We start from the raw sequence: 17,418 nt of genomic DNA, 5'->3' as shown, positions 1-17,418 counted from the left end.
TCCTTTGTTAATCTGTAATAATTAAATCTGATATAACATTTAATAAGCTACTCTTTGTAATTACTCCTTTAACTATATTTACACTATTTGCTACAGGAAGGAATTTGACATGCTTATTTTTCATAATGTTAATAACTTCAACCATATTTAAATCTTCATGAACAGGTTCAATACTTGTATTTTTTATATCTTTCATTTTCACTTTAGATGCTTTGTCTTTTAATTCTTTTATCGTAACATAACCTTCATAATTACCTTGTTTATCCACAACAGTTAAAAACTCTAACTTTTTTTCCTTCATTTTTTCTATAGCTTGAGCTGGAGTTCTACTTAGTAAAACTTTTGGATAATCTTTTATCATAATGTCTTTAGCTAGTAATAATTCCGGTTGTCTCCACAAACGGTCTTTTCCAACGAAATTTTCTACAAATTCATTAACTGGATTGATTAAAATTTCTTCAGGCGAATCGAATTGAATCACTTTACCCTTATCCATTACCGCTATTTTGTCTGCAAGTTTTATAGCTTCATCCATATCATGAGATACTAATACAATAGTTTTTCCTAGCTCTTCTTGTAATCTAGTCATTTCATCTTGTAATTGCTCTCTTGTAATTGGATCAAGTGCTGAAAATGGCTCGTCCATTAATATAACATCAGGATTAACAGCAAGTGCTCTAGCAATACCTATTCTTTGCTGCTGTCCTCCACTTAGTTCATGAGGATATCTATTATAATATTCATTAGCTGGCAATCCTACTAAATCTAATAGTTCTTTTGATCTTTTATTTCTTTTGATAGGATCCCAATCTTTCAGTAAAGGAACTAGTTCTATATTTTCACCCACAGTCATATGAGGAAACAGTCCAACTTTTTGTATTACATATCCAATATTCCTACGAAGTTCTATAGGGTTAACTTTCGAGATATCTTTTCCGTTTATATATATCTTTCCATCCGTAGATTCTATAAGCTTATTAATCATTTTCATTGTTGTAGTTTTACCACATCCACTTTCTCCAATTAATACAACAAATTCCCCTTCTTTTATTTCTAAATTTAAATTTTCAATTACTACATTTTTTCCAAAAGATTTTTTTACATTTTCAAATTTAATCAATATTTATACCTCCTCGTGTAACAAAATTAATAAATCAAATCTATAAATCATCTGATTATATGTCTTTTAAAATACTTATTATATAAAAATACTTATTTAATCTTCAATTTATTATTTATTTTTTTTAATACTGTATACATAATGAAAGTCTTTCGTTCTTATAAATTAATACTGTAACAACTTTATTAAAGTAATAGAATTTAGAATGCAACCAACCTAATCGTATCATATAAGTTGTTTGTTGTAAAATTATTTTTGCTTTTATTTTTTTATTTTTGATTATAATTTTTAAAAATACAAATTAAATTAATCAAAAAATAAAGACTTTAAAACACCCGTTTAGTAAGCCTCTATTTTTAATTACTTCAGTTAATCACTTATATTACGAATCAAGTAGCTTGAATACTTGTTGTAGTGATTTTTCCATCTACTTTGCTTAAATTCTTTATTTTTAGAGTTGGATTACTAACACCACATTCATTCAAGATATTTTGAAATACCTTAAATTCATTTCTCTTTATTACAACTTCGACTTTATATCTTGCATCTCCGTTATTACCACGCGCTAAAAAATTATTAACAGTATATCCTACTTCTCTAAGTTTTTCAGCTATCTCAATCATTTTATTTTTATTGTTTAAAAATAAATCTACTTCTAAAATCCCAAGTGCTAACCGTTCTTCAAGTTTTGCCCCTATAAAAACCCCCACTGGTTTACCTAGTGCATATGCGACTGTAAAATGAATTCCCTGTGAACTAGTAACTTTATTAACTACTATTGCAAAAATCATAGCATCTATAAATACTAAAAAATAAACTGGATTCATAATTTTTTTTGATATTAACATAGACTTTAGTGTTGCTAAAATATTTGTAAGTGACGTTATTAAAAATAAGCCAATCAGTGAAAATATAACTTCCTTAGTCATAATTACACCTCCTTTTTTTGTTTTTTATTCGTAATTATTGCACAACGAAAAAACTAATAGTAAATATTAGCATTCAACATATTCATTCGAAGCATATATGTTATGTAATCATATATAAAAGCATGACAAGATAGACTATCGTGCTGCAAATTTAATTATAAAATTTCTTCATTTAAGTAAATTACATTGAAAATTCGAGAATAGAATAAATTGATTTAATAATTAGAATTTTTAAAGAATTCCTAATTCAAAACAAGAAAAAAATCTAGATTCCTGCAATTCTAGGAATAAAATGAAAAGTATTTTAATAATAATTTTAGAACTAATGATAAGATTATTTTAAAAAATTATTTATACTTCTACTACTCAGCCAAATAATTTCAACTAGCTAACTTTTCAAGTATATCATGCATGAGTACATAAAGTCAACTCTTTATAAATTTATTATTATATTTTTATAATTAAAAAGTGTGCATCTCCCTTAGAAGTTTACACACTTTAAATTATATAAGCTTAATTGTTTATCTTGAAATCACTTTATCATTTTACTTACCTTTTCACTCTTAATTTTCTTTCTAAGTTTTTCGGTTCTATTGTCATGCTTTGATTGTTAAGTAAACCAGAAACACCTAAAAGTACTTCTTCCTTTTTTCCTTTACATATTTCACAGCTACATTGAGGATTATAATTATCTGGCTCTTTGTAAGTTGTAATTACTCCTTCAAAATTTCTTAATATAACTTTATTATGACTTTGAGAAACTACATAATTAGGCATTACAGGAATTTTTCCTCCACCTCCTGGAGCATCTACTACAAATGTAGGAACACAAAATCCAGATGTATGACCTCTTAGTCCTTCCATTATCTCAATACCTTTAGATACAGTTGTTCTAAAATGTTCAAGTCCTATAGAAAGATCACACTGATATATATAGTATGGTCTAACCCTTATATTCACTAAGTCATTTACTAATTTCTTCATTATATGAGTACAATCATTTATTCCTTTTAAAAGTACAGATTGATTTCCAACAGGAATACCTGAATCTGCAAGCATCTCACATGCTTGTTTTGACTCTTTTGTAATTTCATTAGGATGGTTAAAATGAGTATTTAGCCAAATAGGATGATATTTTTTAAGCATATCTACAAAATCTTTAGTTATCCTTTGAGGCATAACTACAGGTACTCTACTTCCTATTCTTATAATTTGAACATGAGGTATTTCTCTTAACCTTTTAATTATATACTCTAATTTTTCATCAGATAATAATAATGGGTCTCCTCCTGATAAAAGTACATCTCTAATTTGGGGAGTTTTCTTAATATAGTCTATTGCATTATCTATTTGAATCATAGGAAGAGATGTGTCCTTTTGTCCTGCAAACCTTCTTCGAGTACAATGTCTACAATACATTGAACATTGATCTGTAAGTAATAAAAGTGCTCTATCTGGGTATCTATGAGTAAGCCCTGGAATAGGGGAATCTTCGTCTTCATGAAGTGGATCTAAAAGATCTGATTTTGACTTTTGTATTTCTAAAGAAGTAGGAATTGCTTGTTTTCTTATAGGATCATTTTTGTCATCTGGATTAATTTGTGATAAATAATAAGGAGTTATAGCCATTCTTAAGCTTTTTAGACACTGTCTAGCTCCGTTTTCTTCCTCTAATGTTAAGTTAATATATTTTTTTAATTCGTCTACATTTTCAATTCTATTTTGAACTTGCCATTTCCAATCATTCCACTCTTTGTCTGTAACATTTTTAAATAATTCTAATCTTCTATTTATATCCATATTATTCCCCCTAAAAATAAAATTTTAAAAAATTTATATAACATATTCCATCTCATTGTCTTCTTCTACAAGAGATTTATACCAAACATTCATTGTTTCTAAATCTCCTGATATATTAGTATTTTGGGTTAATGTTCCGGTGTAATTATATCCTAATTTTGAAAATGTAATATTCATTGCATAAGAAATAGAACGTGCTATTGTATAAACTGTTTTCATGCCTCTTTTTTTCATAGACTGCTCCATTTTATTTAAAAGAAATAAAGCAAATTTATTACCTCTGTATTCTGGCAAAGTTGCAAAATCTGTCATTTCTACATTTAAATTTTTTAAATCCATTTCACAAGATGCTAAAGAAATTATATTACCTTTATGCCAAATTCCAAAATATTCAACATTTTCGTTCATAGTTTCTTTAATGTAATTTGGATCTTCAATTGGAAATGGATACGTTTCAAAAACCTTATTATATAACTTCGACATATCAGCTGCATCTTCTAATGTAGCTTTTCTAAAATTAAATTCTTTATTTAAATTGAAATTTTCTTCACAATTATCTTTTTCTATCGATGTTTTTAATACTTTATCGATTTTTTGTTTGTTCTTTTTTGTTTTTCTATCTTTACAAAAATATTTTGCCATAAAAAATGCATCTTCTTTTCCTTTATAGAAGTTAGGAATATGTGCCTCTACTATATATTCATTATTTACGAAATTTTTTTTAGCATATGACGGCACTTTAGCAAAAATTTTTGTGTAGCAAATCTTTTTTGATATTTCATCTAATTTATTAATAATACTTGGCAAATCGCTTTTATGAAGTTTCATTAAATAAATACGGTCATTTTCTTTCCCATGTTGTATAATAGATTTTCCTATTTTTAGAATTTTATCGCTCACTATTACCACCCCATTTTATTCTAGTATAATTCTAACAAACAACTTAATAATATCATTTAAGTTGTATCTTGTCAAATATAATTTAATTTTTTCCTTGACAAATTCAAATATTACATTCAAAGGTTAAATAAAAACAAGGTTTGTAAAAATAATTTTATTTTTACAAACCTTGTTTTTATTACACAACTATATAATTATAAAGATGTTCTGCTTTCGCAATACTCGCATTTATATTCTTTATTTTCATTATTAACTAATATAAATTCAACTTCATCTATATTCTCAACAGTGGTTATACATCTTGGATTTTTACATTTAAATATTCCTTTTACCTTCTTTGGAATTGAAAGTTTTATTTTTTCTTTTATTTTTTCGTCTTCAATCACATTAACAGTTATATTAGAATCTATTATTCCTAAAACTGTAAAATCTATATTTATTTCATTTTCAATTTTTATAATATCTTTTTTTCCCATAGCATTTGAACTTACATTTTTAAGGAGTGCAACTGAATAATCTGCCTTATGAAGTCCTAATTGTTTAAATATCTTATATCCACATCCTGCTTTTATATGATCTATTACTATTCCTTTTCTTATACTATTTATATTAAGCATCCACATCAACCCCCAATAACTTCATAATCAATGCCATTCTAACAAACATACCATATCTAGCTTGTTCAAAATATACTGCTCTAGGGTCATCATCTACTTCCGTTGATATTTCATTTACCCTTGGAAGAGGATGTAGTATGAGCATATCTTCTTTTGCACTTTTCAATTTATCTTTTGTAAGTATATAACTATCTTTAAGTCTTAAATATTCTTCTTCACTCACAAATCGCTCTCTTTGAACTCTAGTCATATAAAGTATATCAACCTTATTTATTACTTCTTCTAAGCTTGAAGTTTCGTAGTAGCTTCCTTGTATTTCCTCTTTTATATAGTCTGGAATCTTAAGTTCAGATGGGGATATGAATATAAACTTTGTGTTTGTGTATCTAGCCATGGCCTTAACCAACGAGTGAACAGTACGACCAAACTTTAGATCTCCACAAAGTCCTATAGTAAGATTGTTTAAATCTTTTTTCAAAGATTTTATAGTAAGTAAATCAGTAAGAGTTTGAGTTGGATGTTGATGCCCTCCATCACCTGCATTTATTACAGGTACATTTGAATATTTAGATGCAAGATATGCACTACCTTCCTTTGGATGTCTCATAGCTATTATGTCAGCATAGCATCCAACAGTCCTTATAGTATCTGCAAGTGATTCTCCCTTTGATACAGAAGATGAACCTGGCTCAGAAAACCCTACCAAACTTCCACCTAACCTAAGCATAGCAGCTTCAAAACTAAACCTAGTTCTAGTAGATGGTTCATAAAATAATGTTGATAATAGCTTTCCTTTGCAAACATCTGCATAATTTTGTGGATTCTCAATTATTTTTTCACCAAGACTTAATACCGAATCTAATTCTTGTAGTGAAAAATCATTTGGAACAATTAAATTTCTTCCTTTTAACATAATATTACCCTCCTTTACAGCCTCTCTGGACTACTTTAAAAGATTTTTTCTATTAAAAAATGCCTTTCTATATAGAAAGGCATAATTACAGACATACTGACATGAATATGTACTAAAATGACATATTCAAATTTATCCATATTTATAACCTTCCCAGCCTCTCTGGACCAGCATTAAAGATTCATTTTATTAATAATTATCGTACCATTATACATATTGTATGTCAATATATTTTATAAGGTTATATTTGGGTATTATTTTATTTAATTTATTTTTATAATATCTTTTATTTTAATCCAGCTGCTATTTTAACTTTTTCTTGATGATTCTCATCTACAAGTCCATCCTTATGACGAGTACTATTTAAGAAATGTATATCAAAATGACCTTCAAAATTATTATCAGTTATATATTGTACATCATGCGGCATAAATGACATTGATGCTGCTATTTTTCTTCCATCTACTTCTACTAAAATAGCTCTAGTATTCCACGAATATCCTCCCCAGATTTGTTTTGCTATAGCTGTATCATTACTTGTTAGGGGTTCACAGTCAGCATGATTTGCTCCTATAGTTCTTTTCACCATAAAAGTTTTTCCAGTTTCTATATCTGTAATCTTTGCTACATCGTTAATTGCTATCAAATATTGTGCTTCACTCCACCAGTCTAGATATTCTCCGTACTGGCTTCCCATAGTTTCTTTTACAGGTATGTTGTGAACTGGAACAGTTAATTCTTGTCCTATACTAAGTTGACTATTTCTCGTTAAGTTATTTGCATCTAGGAGTTCTTGCATTGGTATCCTATAGTCAATACTTATACTCCAAGTAGTCTCACCCGATTGGACCTTATGAGTCTTGTATGTTATAGTAGATTCTTTAGTTTCTACACTCCCTTTTAGATAGATTATTTGGCCCTCATATATAGTATCTGAAGATAGATTATTTATGCTTTTTAAAGAATCTACTGAAACATTAAATGTCTGAGATATTTTCCATAAGGTATCTCCTTTTTTTACTATGTATTTTGTAGTATCAACAATCTTATTTTCTTGATTTATTATAAGCTTTTGACCTATATATATATTATCAGTAGTTAGATTATTATCTGTTTTTATTTTATTAATAGTTGTATTATACTCTCTAGATAATTTATACAATGTATCTCCTGATTTTACTATATATACATTATTAGATGCTATTTTCAAATTTTGATCTATATATATAGTATCACTAGTTAAATTATTTAAAGTTTTTATTTCATTAATCGATACATTAAATTTATTGGAAATAGACCATAAGCTATCTCCACTTTGAACCTTGTAGTCTATAAAAGAATTTTCATTTATACTAGATTGATTATCAACTGCATATACTGGTGCCTTTGTGAACATAAATGATGTAATCAACATAGAACCTAACATTACTTTACATAAACCTATTGTAAAATTAGGGCACTGATTTTTTATATATTCTTGTATTTGATCTATAAAATTACAATTTTCATTTTCTTTTATTTTATCTAATTCATCTGCAAACTCTGTATTAATATTATTTAAATATATTTCCAATAAATACTCTCCATTTTCCTGCTTTAGTTTATAATTTTTGATAAGCTCCATTTTATTCACCCCTGTATATAATTAATAATATTATTATTATCAATTATATAAGGTTTATGCATAACTCAAGTTATGTCCGTGGGAGTCTCTACATTTATTTGCTATACTACATACGAAAATGATATAAATATGTTATGAAAATATACTAAAATAGCCTATATTACATAGGCTATTTTATATATTAAGGTATTATAATTTTCGAATTGTGGATGACATTCATGAAAGAGCTAAACTTACAACTATTTTTAAGCAACAGAGTCGTGAGACTTGTTGGCGACATGAGTCAGCGCGTAGCGACTAGACGAATTTTTAAATTTCCATTATTATAGGTATTACATAAGGTCTTCTCTTTGTCTTTTCGTATAAATACCTCTCTATTGATTTTTTCATATTTCTCTTAAGTGCATACCACTCTGTTATATTATTCTCTAAGCATCTATCGAGTTCTTGCTTTGCAATTTCTTTGACTGCGTTTATTAATTCTTCAGATTCTTTAACGTATACAAATCCTCTACTTATTATGTCAGGCCCTGCTATTACACTATGTGTTTCTTTTTCTATTGTAACAACTACATTCATCATTCCATCTTGAGCTAGATTTCTTCTATCTCTAAGAACTATATTGCCTACATCTCCAACTCCTAAACCGTCTACGAATACACTTCCTGTTCTAACCTTATCACCTTTTTCTACCTTATCTTTTGATAATTTTAAAACATCTCCAGTTTCTAATGTAAATATATTATTTCTATTCATTCCAAGCTTATTAGCAAGATTTGCATGATGTTTTAAATGTCTATACTCTCCATGAATAGGCATGAAATACTTAGGTGTAGTCAAAGAATGCATAAGTTTTAATTCTTCTTGGAATGCATGTCCAGATACATGAACATCTTCTAAGTCCTTGTATATAACTTCTACATTTTTTCTATATAATTCATTTATAACTTTAGATACAAGCTTGTCATTGCCTGGTATTGGAGATGCAGATATTATAAATAAATCATTCGGCTTTATATTTATTTGTCTGTGATTAGAAAAAGCTATTCTAGTAAGAGCTGCCATAGGTTCTCCTTGACTTCCAGTTGTTATTATAGTTATATTTTCATCTTCATAATCATCTATATCACCTACATCTATTATATATTCATCAGGTATATGCAGATATCCCAATTCTCTTGAAACCTGAGATATGTTAACCATACTTCTTCCACTAAATGCTACCTTTCTACTATATCGTATAGATGCATTTATTATTTGCTGCATTCTATGTATATTAGAAGCAAATGTAGCGACTATAACCCTTCCCCTTGCTTTACTGAATACTCTACTGAATGTCTCTCCTATTGATTTTTCTGATAATGTATGACCTTTTCTCTCTACATTAGTACTGTCTGCCATAAGAAGAAGTATACCTTCACTTCCAAGTTCTGCGATTCTTTTTAAATCCATAGGAAGATAATCTATAGGTGTATAGTCTATTTTAAAATCGCCGGTATGAAGTATAGTTCCAACAGGCGTATGAATAGCTATACTACAAGCATCTGCTATACTGTGAGTAGCTCTTATAAACTCCATTTTAAAATGAGTAAGTTTTACAACATCTGAAGCATTAACAGGATTAAGAGTACAAGTTGATAACAGGTTATGTTCTTTAAGTTTATTCTCTATTATACCAAGTGTTAGCTTTGTTCCGTAAAGTGGAACATTAATCTGTTTTAGTATATAAGGTATAGCTCCTATATGGTCTTCATGCCCATGAGTTATAAATATACCCTTTACCTTATCTTGATTTTTTAATAAGTAGCTTATATCTGGAATTATCATATCAACCCCGTACATATCCTCATCGGGAAAAGCTATACCACAGTCTATAACTACAATTTCATCTTCATATTCAAATGCAGTAATATTTTTTCCTATTTCACCAAGTCCTCCTAGTGGAATTACTTTTACACAATTTTCATTTTCCATTTATTACACTCCTTTTCAAATTACTTAATAGTATAAGTTTTCCTTATTAAAAAATCTTTATTCAAAAATATATCTAGTTATAGTACAATGATATCTATACACTTAAGGAGGGATTATATTGGAAAAACTTTTCTATGAAGATCAATACCAAAAATCTTTTACTGCAAATATACTAAATGTAATTGAAAAAGAAGGTAAATTTCATATAGAGCTAGACACAACTTGCTTTTATCCAGAAGGAGGAGGACAACCTAGCGATACAGGGTTTATCGAAGATATTAAGATAACTTATGTATACGAAGAAGACAATCATATATATCATGTTGCTGATAAAAAGCCTAATAAAAAAAATAAGGTTAAGTGTTCAATAGATTGGAATAGACGATTCGACCATATGCAACAACATTTAGGACAACATATTCTATCAGCTTCTTTTGTAGAATTATTCGGTGCACCTACTGTTGGATTTCATTTAGGTAAAAATCATTGCACTATAGATATTCAAAAGTTTGTAGACAAGTCTCAAATAGAAAAAGTTGAAAAATTTGCAAATGATATAATACTTAAAAATATATCTTTAGAGTTTTTATATCCTACAAGATCAGAGCTTAAAAAAATGAATATAAGAAAGATGCCTTCAAATGTAGATGGTCAAATAAGAATAGTTAAAATAGATGATCTTGATGTAAATGCATGTTGCGGAATTCATCCAAGCTCTACTATTGAAGTTCAAGTTATAAAGATAACTAAGTGGGAAAAATATAAGGATTGTACAAGAATAGAGTTTTTATGCGGAGATCGTGCTGTTAAAGATTATTTTAATAAAAGCGAGTTCACATCTACTGTCTGCTCAAGCTTAACTTGTGATACAGAAGCTGCTTTAATTCAAATAGAAAAATTAACTAAAGAACTCAAAAAAACTTTATCTGAGAATAATAAATTAAAGTCTGAAATAGCAGATTACGAAATAGAAGGTATGCTTAGAAACTGTGAAGATAGTAACGGAATAAAGATTATAAAGAAGGTTTACCATGACGAAAGTGTAAAAACTGTAAACCTTATAGGTTCTAAGCTTACTTCTTTTGAAAATGTTGTAGCTCTACTCGGAGTTAAAACTGATGATAAGTCAAATCTATTATTTATGAAGTCTAAGAATATAAAAAACAGTAATATGAATGAATTATTAAAAGATGCAATTACACTTATAGACGGTAAAGGCGGCGGAAATGAATTTTCTGCTCAAGGTGGCGGAAAGCAAGGTAATAATATAGAATCAGCACTTGACTATGCTTATATGAAGGTGTTAAATTCATAGTACTCTCTTTGATTAAGGATATTGGCTTAACATAATCGATAGGAAAGTTCTACTTTCCTATCAATTAAAAAATTCTATTATAGAGTCCCTTGCTGTATTTACCATTAAGTCCATCTCTTTATCATCAATAACGTAAGGAGGCATAAAGTATATAACATTTCCTAATGGTCTTAACAATACACCTTTTTTAAGAGCTATTTTATAAATCTGATAACCAACTCTGCTCTTCCAGTCAAAAGCTTCTTTAGACTCTTTATTTTTAACAAGTTCAATGGCTCCTATCATACCTAATTGCCTATATTCTCCAACATGCGGTAACTCATTTAATATATTATGAACTTTTTTTGTTAATAGATTAGATTTAATTATATTTTTTTCGATAATATTTTCATCTTTAAATATATCAAGTGTTTCAACTGCAACAGCACATCCCAATGCATTTCCAGAATAACTATGACTATGTAAAAAAGCCTTTAACTTTGAGTACTCATCATAAAAAGCATTATATATTTTATCTGTCATTAAAGTTAATGCTAAAGGCATATATCCAGCTGTTAAACCTTTAGATAAACACATAATATCTGGCGAAATTTCAGCATGCTCACATGCAAACATCTTTCCAGTCCTTCCAAATCCTACTGCAACTTCATCAGCTATTAAGTTAATATCATACTCATCACATAATTTTCTTAGCTTTTTTAGATATTTGGCAGAGTATATCTTCATACCTGCTGCCCCCTGTATCATAGGTTCTATTATTATAGCACTTATTTCTTCATGTTGTTTTTCAATATTTTTTTCCATATTTTCGAAGCACTCGGCTTTGCAAGTTTTTCTGTCTAATTTATATTCACATCTATAGCAATCAGGTCCTTGTACTTTAATAACATCTAATAACAAAGGATTAAATACCTTGTTATAAAGTTCAACATCACAAACTGATAAAGCACCCAATGTTTCTCCATGATAAGCATCAGATATCTTAACAAATTTTATTTTTTTCTTTTTTCCTATTTGTTGATGATATTGGAAGCTTAACTTTAAAGCTATCTCTACTGCTGAAGATCCATTATCACCAAAAAAAATCTTATTTAGTCCCTTCGGAGTTATGTTAACTATTTTTTGTGCAAGTTCAATAGCTGCCTCATGAGAAAAGTTTGCAAGCATAACATGTTCAAGCTTGTTAGCTTGTTTGTATATAGCTTCATTTATTCTTTTGTTAGAATGCCCAAACAAATTAACCCACCATGATGAAACAGCATCTAAATATCTTTTCCCATTCATATCTTCTAAAAAAACACCTTCACCTTTTTTTATAACTATAGGGTCAAATGTTTCATAGTCTTTCATTTGAGAACACGGATGCCAGATATATTTTAAATCTTTCTTTTGAAGCTCATTCATTTCACTCACTAAAATCTCCCCTACTTTCACTTTTGAATAGATTTAATAATTTATTTATATCTAAATTTTCATCAAATTCTTTTCTCGATTTTAAAATAAAATCTTCTTTTTCATCTAAATCTAACTTATTTACTATAGAAATTATCTCTAGCCCTGTTATTGACTTAATAACTTCTATATTGTCATCCTCATAATGAGCCCCCGTATATTTATTTATTACTATCCCTCTTATTTGTATTCCTAAGCTTTTTAAGAAATTAGCCGTTAATACAGTTTGGTTAATAGAGCCTACTCCTATTGTTGTTACTATCAATACAGGTATATTTAAATCTTTTACAAGATTATAAATATAGTATTCATTTCTTATTAAAGGAACTACACTTCCTCCTGCACCTTCTACTATACAAAAATCATATTCTTCATACAATTTTCTATAATGACTTATTATTTTGTTCTTATCTATACGTATATTCTCCATTTCAGATGCAAGATGTGGAGATACAGCTTCTGCAAAACAATAAGAGTTCATTGTTTCATAATCTTCATTAACCTCTGATATTTTTTTTATAAATTCTATATCATCTGATATTAATTTTTTATCTTTTATTATTCCTCCACTTTGCACAGGTTTAAAGCTAATAGCATTAAAGTTGTTCTTTCTTAAGATATAGTTTATACCTGCTGTTATAAATGTTTTTCCAACATCAGTATCAGTACCGACTATGAAAATACCTTTATTCAAAGAAATTCCCCCTTATTCTCTTATATCTCTAATCCAGCTTTATTTATCATTTCTTTATCATTTTCAACATTGCTTCCTATTGTAGTTAAAAAATTTCCTACCAATGCGGCATTTACTCCTGCATTAAACCCTAAACTTTGTTTATCCTTTAATGCCATTCTACCTCCAGCGTATCTAATGTATGAATTAGGTATAATATATCTAAACAATGCCATACTTTTAATAATTTCTAATGGCGATATTACCTTTAAATCTTCACATGGAGTTCCTTTCATAGGCATTAGTATATTTAATGGTATTGAAGTTATACCTAAAGATTTAATTTCAAATGCCATTTTTAATCTATCTGCTTTGGATTCTCCCATACCAAAAATCCCACCACAACAAACTTCAATATCTGCTTTTACAGCATTTTTTATAGTTTCTATTCGTTCTTCATAATCATGCGTTGTGCATATATTTTTATAGTTATCACTACTAGTCTCTACATTATGATGATACATACTTACTCCTGCTTCTTTAAGCTTTAACAATTGTTCAAAGCTCACTATCCCATGTGATGCACATAACTTAAGGCTCGTGTCTACTTTTAGTCTACTATATATATCTACTAGTTTATCCATTTCCTCCTCACAGCTTATACCTCTACCACTAGTAACTAATGAAAACCTGTGGGCTCCTGAATCTTGAACTTCTAAAGCTCTTTCTAAAATCTCATCATAACTTAATAGATTATATTCTATAACACCTGTATCGTAGTGAACTGATTGAGCACAATATTTACAATCCTCAGAGCATCTACCTGATTTTGCATTCATTATTGTACATAAGTCAACTTTATTGCCTACATATTTTTTTCTTATTTCATTGGCTCCTAGAAAAAGTAGATCTAGAACCTCTATATTTTCTTCATCTACATTAATTATTTTTAATGCCTCATCATATGTTATCTCTTGACCATCTAAAACTTTTTGTGTAACTTGCTTAATAAATTTTTTCATACTATATAAATCACCCCAAGATACAATTTAGATAAATCACAATAACTATTCTGCTTGATTTTCAATTAAACCTGTTCTTCTTATTACTGGTATTATTCTAACAGCTGAGTAAGCTATTATTATACTAAGAATTAAATCCGAAATTATATATGGTGCAAATCCTACTGCTATTGCCGACTTTATGCTCATTTCTTTTCCAAGATAAACATTAATAATCATATAAAGATACGAAACTCCTATTACGTAAACTCCAAATAATGCCAATAAGAGGGATTTGAATATATTAATAAAACTTATATCTTTTAATTTTTCAGTTGATTTTCCCATTATATAAGCACATAATATAAATCCTAGTAAATATCCAAATGTAGGTTGAAATATATATGTTGGTCCTCCTCCATTAGCAAAAATAGGGATACCAATAAGTCCAATGGCAACGTATAGTAGTTGTGAATATAACCCATACTTAGATCCTAAGAACACTCCTGAATATGCACAAAATAAATATTGCAAAGTGAATGGAACCATTGGTATGGGAACTTTTATAAATGCCCCTATCGCTGTTAAAGCAGCAAACATCGCTATCAAAATCATATCTCTAGTTTTAATTTTCATATCATTATTCTCTCCTTTTACCAGATATTTGTTTATGATTTTATTTTACATAGTTGGATTTATATTGTCAACTTAAATATTTTTAAAGTTGACAATATGATTATATTAATAAACATAAAAAATAATACCATTTCCTTATAAAATAATTACTCTATAATAAGTAATCTAATATAAAAAAATGATATTATTTTTTCCTGTAAAATCACAGGCTAAATTAACTTACATGAACAGCAGTTTTATCAGGTATATAATCATATATCCACTTTGCATTCTCAACACTAAGTCTTACACATCCATGAGATAAAGATTTTCCAAGTCTTGAATCTACTACTTTCGTTCCTTTTGAATCAAATAATATTGAATGAAAATAATAATTTCCGTAAAAATTCACCTTATATTTGGCTTTTACTTTACCATTATAGGAAGTAAGCCATGGTGCCCTACTATTAACACTAAAATTTCCCTTAACCGTAGGAGTAGAGTCTTTTCCATCTGTACAAAGCATCTTCTTTTCAAGCTTCCACTCTTTAGCTTTACCTTTGAATACATATACCATATTTTTCTCCGTATTCACCCATATAAGCCTATCTGTTTGGCTAGTTAAATTTTTAGTCTCATTTACATAAGCTTGTACACTTTCTATCTCTATTTCCTCTGCTGTTTTTACTTTAGGAGGCTCTACTTTTATTTTGTCTACCACACTAACCTTTTCAGATTCACAAGTTACAATATTTCCATCTGAATCCTTAATACTAACACCTACATAATAAATACCCTCACATGTAACAGGATATTCAAATACATTGCTTTCACTATAATCTTTTGTATAAATAACACAAGAATCCTTTAATATGCTCCATTTATACTTCATATTACTGCCTTCACTCAAAGCCTTAAACCTAAGTATATTCCCTGTAAACTCCGTCTGTTTTTCAGTAACAATTTGGACATTAGTAATAGGCTGAGCATAAGATGTCGGTGACAAAAAAAATATAAATACCAATAAATACAATACACATGATTTGAATTTAATCATTTCATTTCTCCCCTTTGTGAAAAAATCTATATTGTAAATATATGACATTTATATTATTTTTATACTATTTATATCATTTTATAACTATCTTTTAGGTCTTTTGTTTTTACTAAATGAGCTGCCTTTTCTCTTGAAGTCAGTTCCTTTCTTATGAAATTCTTTTTTCTTAGGCTTAGATGCTTTTTTAACTTCTACTAAAGCATTGTCACTACCTTCTTTTTCATATCTTTGTTTTTTAATCTTCATTTCTATTCCCTGCTCTATTTCAGCAAGAGTTTTTTGATCCTTAGGAGCAACGAAAGTAATAGCAACTCCATCTTTACCAGCACGCCCTGTTCTTCCTATACGATGTATATAGCTTTCTGCATCTTCTGGTACATCATAATTAAATACATAACTCATACCGTCTATATCAAGTCCTCTAGCAGCTATATCAGTTGCTACTAAAAACTGTAGTTTAAGATCTCTAAACTTTTTCATTACCCTCTCGCGCTTAGGCTGACTTAAATCTCCATGAAGCTCATCTGAATCATATCCTCTTTCATTTAAAGCTTCATTAAGAGTTTGCGCACGAAGCTTTGTACGACAGAAGATTATAGCCATAAAAGGTTTGTGCTCATCTATAGCATGGCAAAGTGCATCTTGCTTTAATCTGTCGGTAGTTTCAATAACTATTTGTTCTATTTCTTCTAAAGTTACCTTTTTACTCTCAACCTTGATAAATTCAGGATTTCTCATATATCTTCCTGATAAAGATTTGACCTTCTTAGTTAAAGTCGCTGAGAAAAACATAGTCTGTCTTAATTTGTTGCTGTTATTCATTATTTCTTCAATTTCATGTATAAATCCCATATCAAGAATTTGGTCTGCCTCATCAAGTACAAGAGCTTTAAGATTTTTAAAATTAATAGTCTTTCTTCCAATATGATCTACTAATCTTCCAGGTGTACCTATAACTAAATGAATTCCACCCTTTAACTTGTTTATCTGTTTTTCTACATCTTGACCACCATAAGCTGCCAGTATATTTATACCTTTAGCTTCTTGTAGTTTTTTAGCTTCAGCTGTAATTTGAATAGCAAGCTCTCTTGTAGGTGTAACAATTAAAGCTTGTACTGTTCCTTTGTTCGGATCAATCTTTTCTAGTATAGGAAGTAAAAAGGCAAGTGTCTTACCTGTTCCCGTTTGTGCTTGAGCCATAACATCCTTACCTTTTAATATAACAGGTATACTTTGAGTTTGAATAGAAGTAGGCTCCGTTATTCTGTTCTCTTGTAATACATTTTCTAACGCTTTACTTATTCCAAGATTTGAAAATTTCATAATACATATCATTCCTCTTTTAATTTATATTTAACGCATTTATTAATATCCCAATTTTTATATAGGATTTATGAAGTACACTATAAAATCTTCATCTTATCACCG

General features: G+C 28.7%; 15 protein-coding genes. 1 reads left to right on the top strand and 14 read right to left on the bottom strand.

The window, feature by feature from the left end; all coding sequences use genetic code 11:
• Positions 1-7 precede the first annotated feature (7 nt).
• From Tmeso_RS09955 to Tmeso_RS09920, 8 genes are all read right to left on the bottom strand, one after another.
• Positions 8-1,120, bottom strand: coding sequence for a betaine/proline/choline family ABC transporter ATP-binding protein (locus Tmeso_RS09955; RefSeq protein ID WP_099190743.1), 1,113 nt, complete (start codon positions 1,118-1,120; stop codon positions 8-10).
• A 389-nt stretch (positions 1,121-1,509) separates the two neighbouring features.
• Positions 1,510-2,049 carry a DUF5698 domain-containing protein gene (locus Tmeso_RS09950; protein ID WP_099190741.1) on the bottom strand — a complete coding sequence of 180 codons (540 nt, stop codon included), beginning with the start codon at positions 2,047-2,049 and terminating at the stop codon, positions 1,510-1,512.
• Between the two features lie 549 nt (positions 2,050-2,598).
• Positions 2,599-3,849, bottom strand: coding sequence for a lysine 2,3-aminomutase (kamA, locus tag Tmeso_RS09945; RefSeq protein ID WP_099190739.1), 1,251 nt, complete (start codon positions 3,847-3,849; stop codon positions 2,599-2,601).
• 33 nt (positions 3,850-3,882) lie between these two features.
• Entirely contained in the window at positions 3,883-4,749 is an 867-nt protein-coding gene (gene ablB / locus Tmeso_RS09940) for a putative beta-lysine N-acetyltransferase (RefSeq protein ID WP_099190737.1), read from the bottom strand.
• Positions 4,750-4,943: 194 nt separating this feature from the next.
• A complete protein-coding gene (locus tag Tmeso_RS09935; RefSeq protein WP_099190735.1) occupies positions 4,944-5,366 on the bottom strand; it encodes an aspartate carbamoyltransferase regulatory subunit in 423 nt (140 codons plus the stop codon).
• On the bottom strand, positions 5,359-6,279 hold the full coding sequence (pyrB, locus tag Tmeso_RS09930; RefSeq protein WP_099190733.1) for an aspartate carbamoyltransferase: 921 nt from the start codon (positions 6,277-6,279) through the stop codon (positions 5,359-5,361). Before pyrB ends, Tmeso_RS09935 begins: the two co-directional genes overlap by 8 nt.
• A gap of 286 nt (positions 6,280-6,565) precedes the next feature.
• Positions 6,566-7,903 carry a LysM peptidoglycan-binding domain-containing protein gene (locus Tmeso_RS09925; protein WP_099190731.1) on the bottom strand — a complete coding sequence of 446 codons (1,338 nt, stop codon included), beginning with the start codon at positions 7,901-7,903 and terminating at the stop codon, positions 6,566-6,568.
• 309 nt (positions 7,904-8,212) lie between these two features.
• Positions 8,213-9,877, bottom strand: coding sequence for a ribonuclease J (locus Tmeso_RS09920; protein ID WP_099190729.1), 1,665 nt, complete (start codon positions 9,875-9,877; stop codon positions 8,213-8,215).
• A 118-nt stretch (positions 9,878-9,995) separates the two neighbouring features.
• On the opposite strand from Tmeso_RS09920, the gene Tmeso_RS09915 reads away from it, so the two are divergent.
• On the top strand, positions 9,996-11,192 hold the full coding sequence (locus tag Tmeso_RS09915; RefSeq protein WP_099190727.1) for an alanyl-tRNA editing protein: 1,197 nt from the start codon (positions 9,996-9,998) through the stop codon (positions 11,190-11,192).
• 60 nt (positions 11,193-11,252) lie between these two features.
• Here the strand turns inward: Tmeso_RS09915 and bioA are convergent, their stop codons facing one another.
• From bioA to Tmeso_RS09885, 6 genes are all read right to left on the bottom strand, one after another.
• Positions 11,253-12,596 (bottom strand): adenosylmethionine--8-amino-7-oxononanoate transaminase, encoded by a 1,344-nt coding sequence (gene bioA / locus Tmeso_RS09910; protein WP_099190773.1) that lies wholly within the window; start codon positions 12,594-12,596, stop codon positions 11,253-11,255.
• A gap of 1 nt (position 12,597) precedes the next feature.
• The gene (gene bioD, locus Tmeso_RS09905; protein WP_187296304.1) at positions 12,598-13,338 is read right to left on the bottom strand and encodes a dethiobiotin synthase; all 741 of its coding nucleotides are present in this window, start codon (positions 13,336-13,338) and stop codon (positions 12,598-12,600) included.
• Positions 13,339-13,358: 20 nt separating this feature from the next.
• Complete coding sequence (gene bioB / locus Tmeso_RS09900) at positions 13,359-14,339, bottom strand: biotin synthase BioB (RefSeq protein ID WP_099190723.1); 981 nt, start codon at positions 14,337-14,339, stop codon at positions 13,359-13,361.
• Positions 14,340-14,384: 45 nt separating this feature from the next.
• On the bottom strand, positions 14,385-14,954 hold the full coding sequence (locus tag Tmeso_RS09895; RefSeq protein ID WP_099190721.1) for a biotin transporter BioY: 570 nt from the start codon (positions 14,952-14,954) through the stop codon (positions 14,385-14,387).
• 214 nt (positions 14,955-15,168) lie between these two features.
• A complete protein-coding gene (locus tag Tmeso_RS09890; protein ID WP_187296303.1) occupies positions 15,169-15,990 on the bottom strand; it encodes a L,D-transpeptidase in 822 nt (273 codons plus the stop codon).
• A gap of 84 nt (positions 15,991-16,074) precedes the next feature.
• Entirely contained in the window at positions 16,075-17,313 is a 1,239-nt protein-coding gene (locus Tmeso_RS09885; protein ID WP_207653849.1) for a DEAD/DEAH box helicase, read from the bottom strand.
• Between the last annotated feature and the right edge of the window lie 105 nt (positions 17,314-17,418).

The organism is Tepidibacter mesophilus (assembly GCF_002724055.1).
In the GTDB taxonomy this organism is placed as follows: domain Bacteria; phylum Bacillota; class Clostridia; order Peptostreptococcales; family Peptostreptococcaceae; genus Tepidibacter_A; species Tepidibacter_A mesophilus.
The sequence above is the reverse complement of the archived record's forward strand: the minus strand, read 5'-3'. Positions and strand labels throughout refer to the sequence as shown.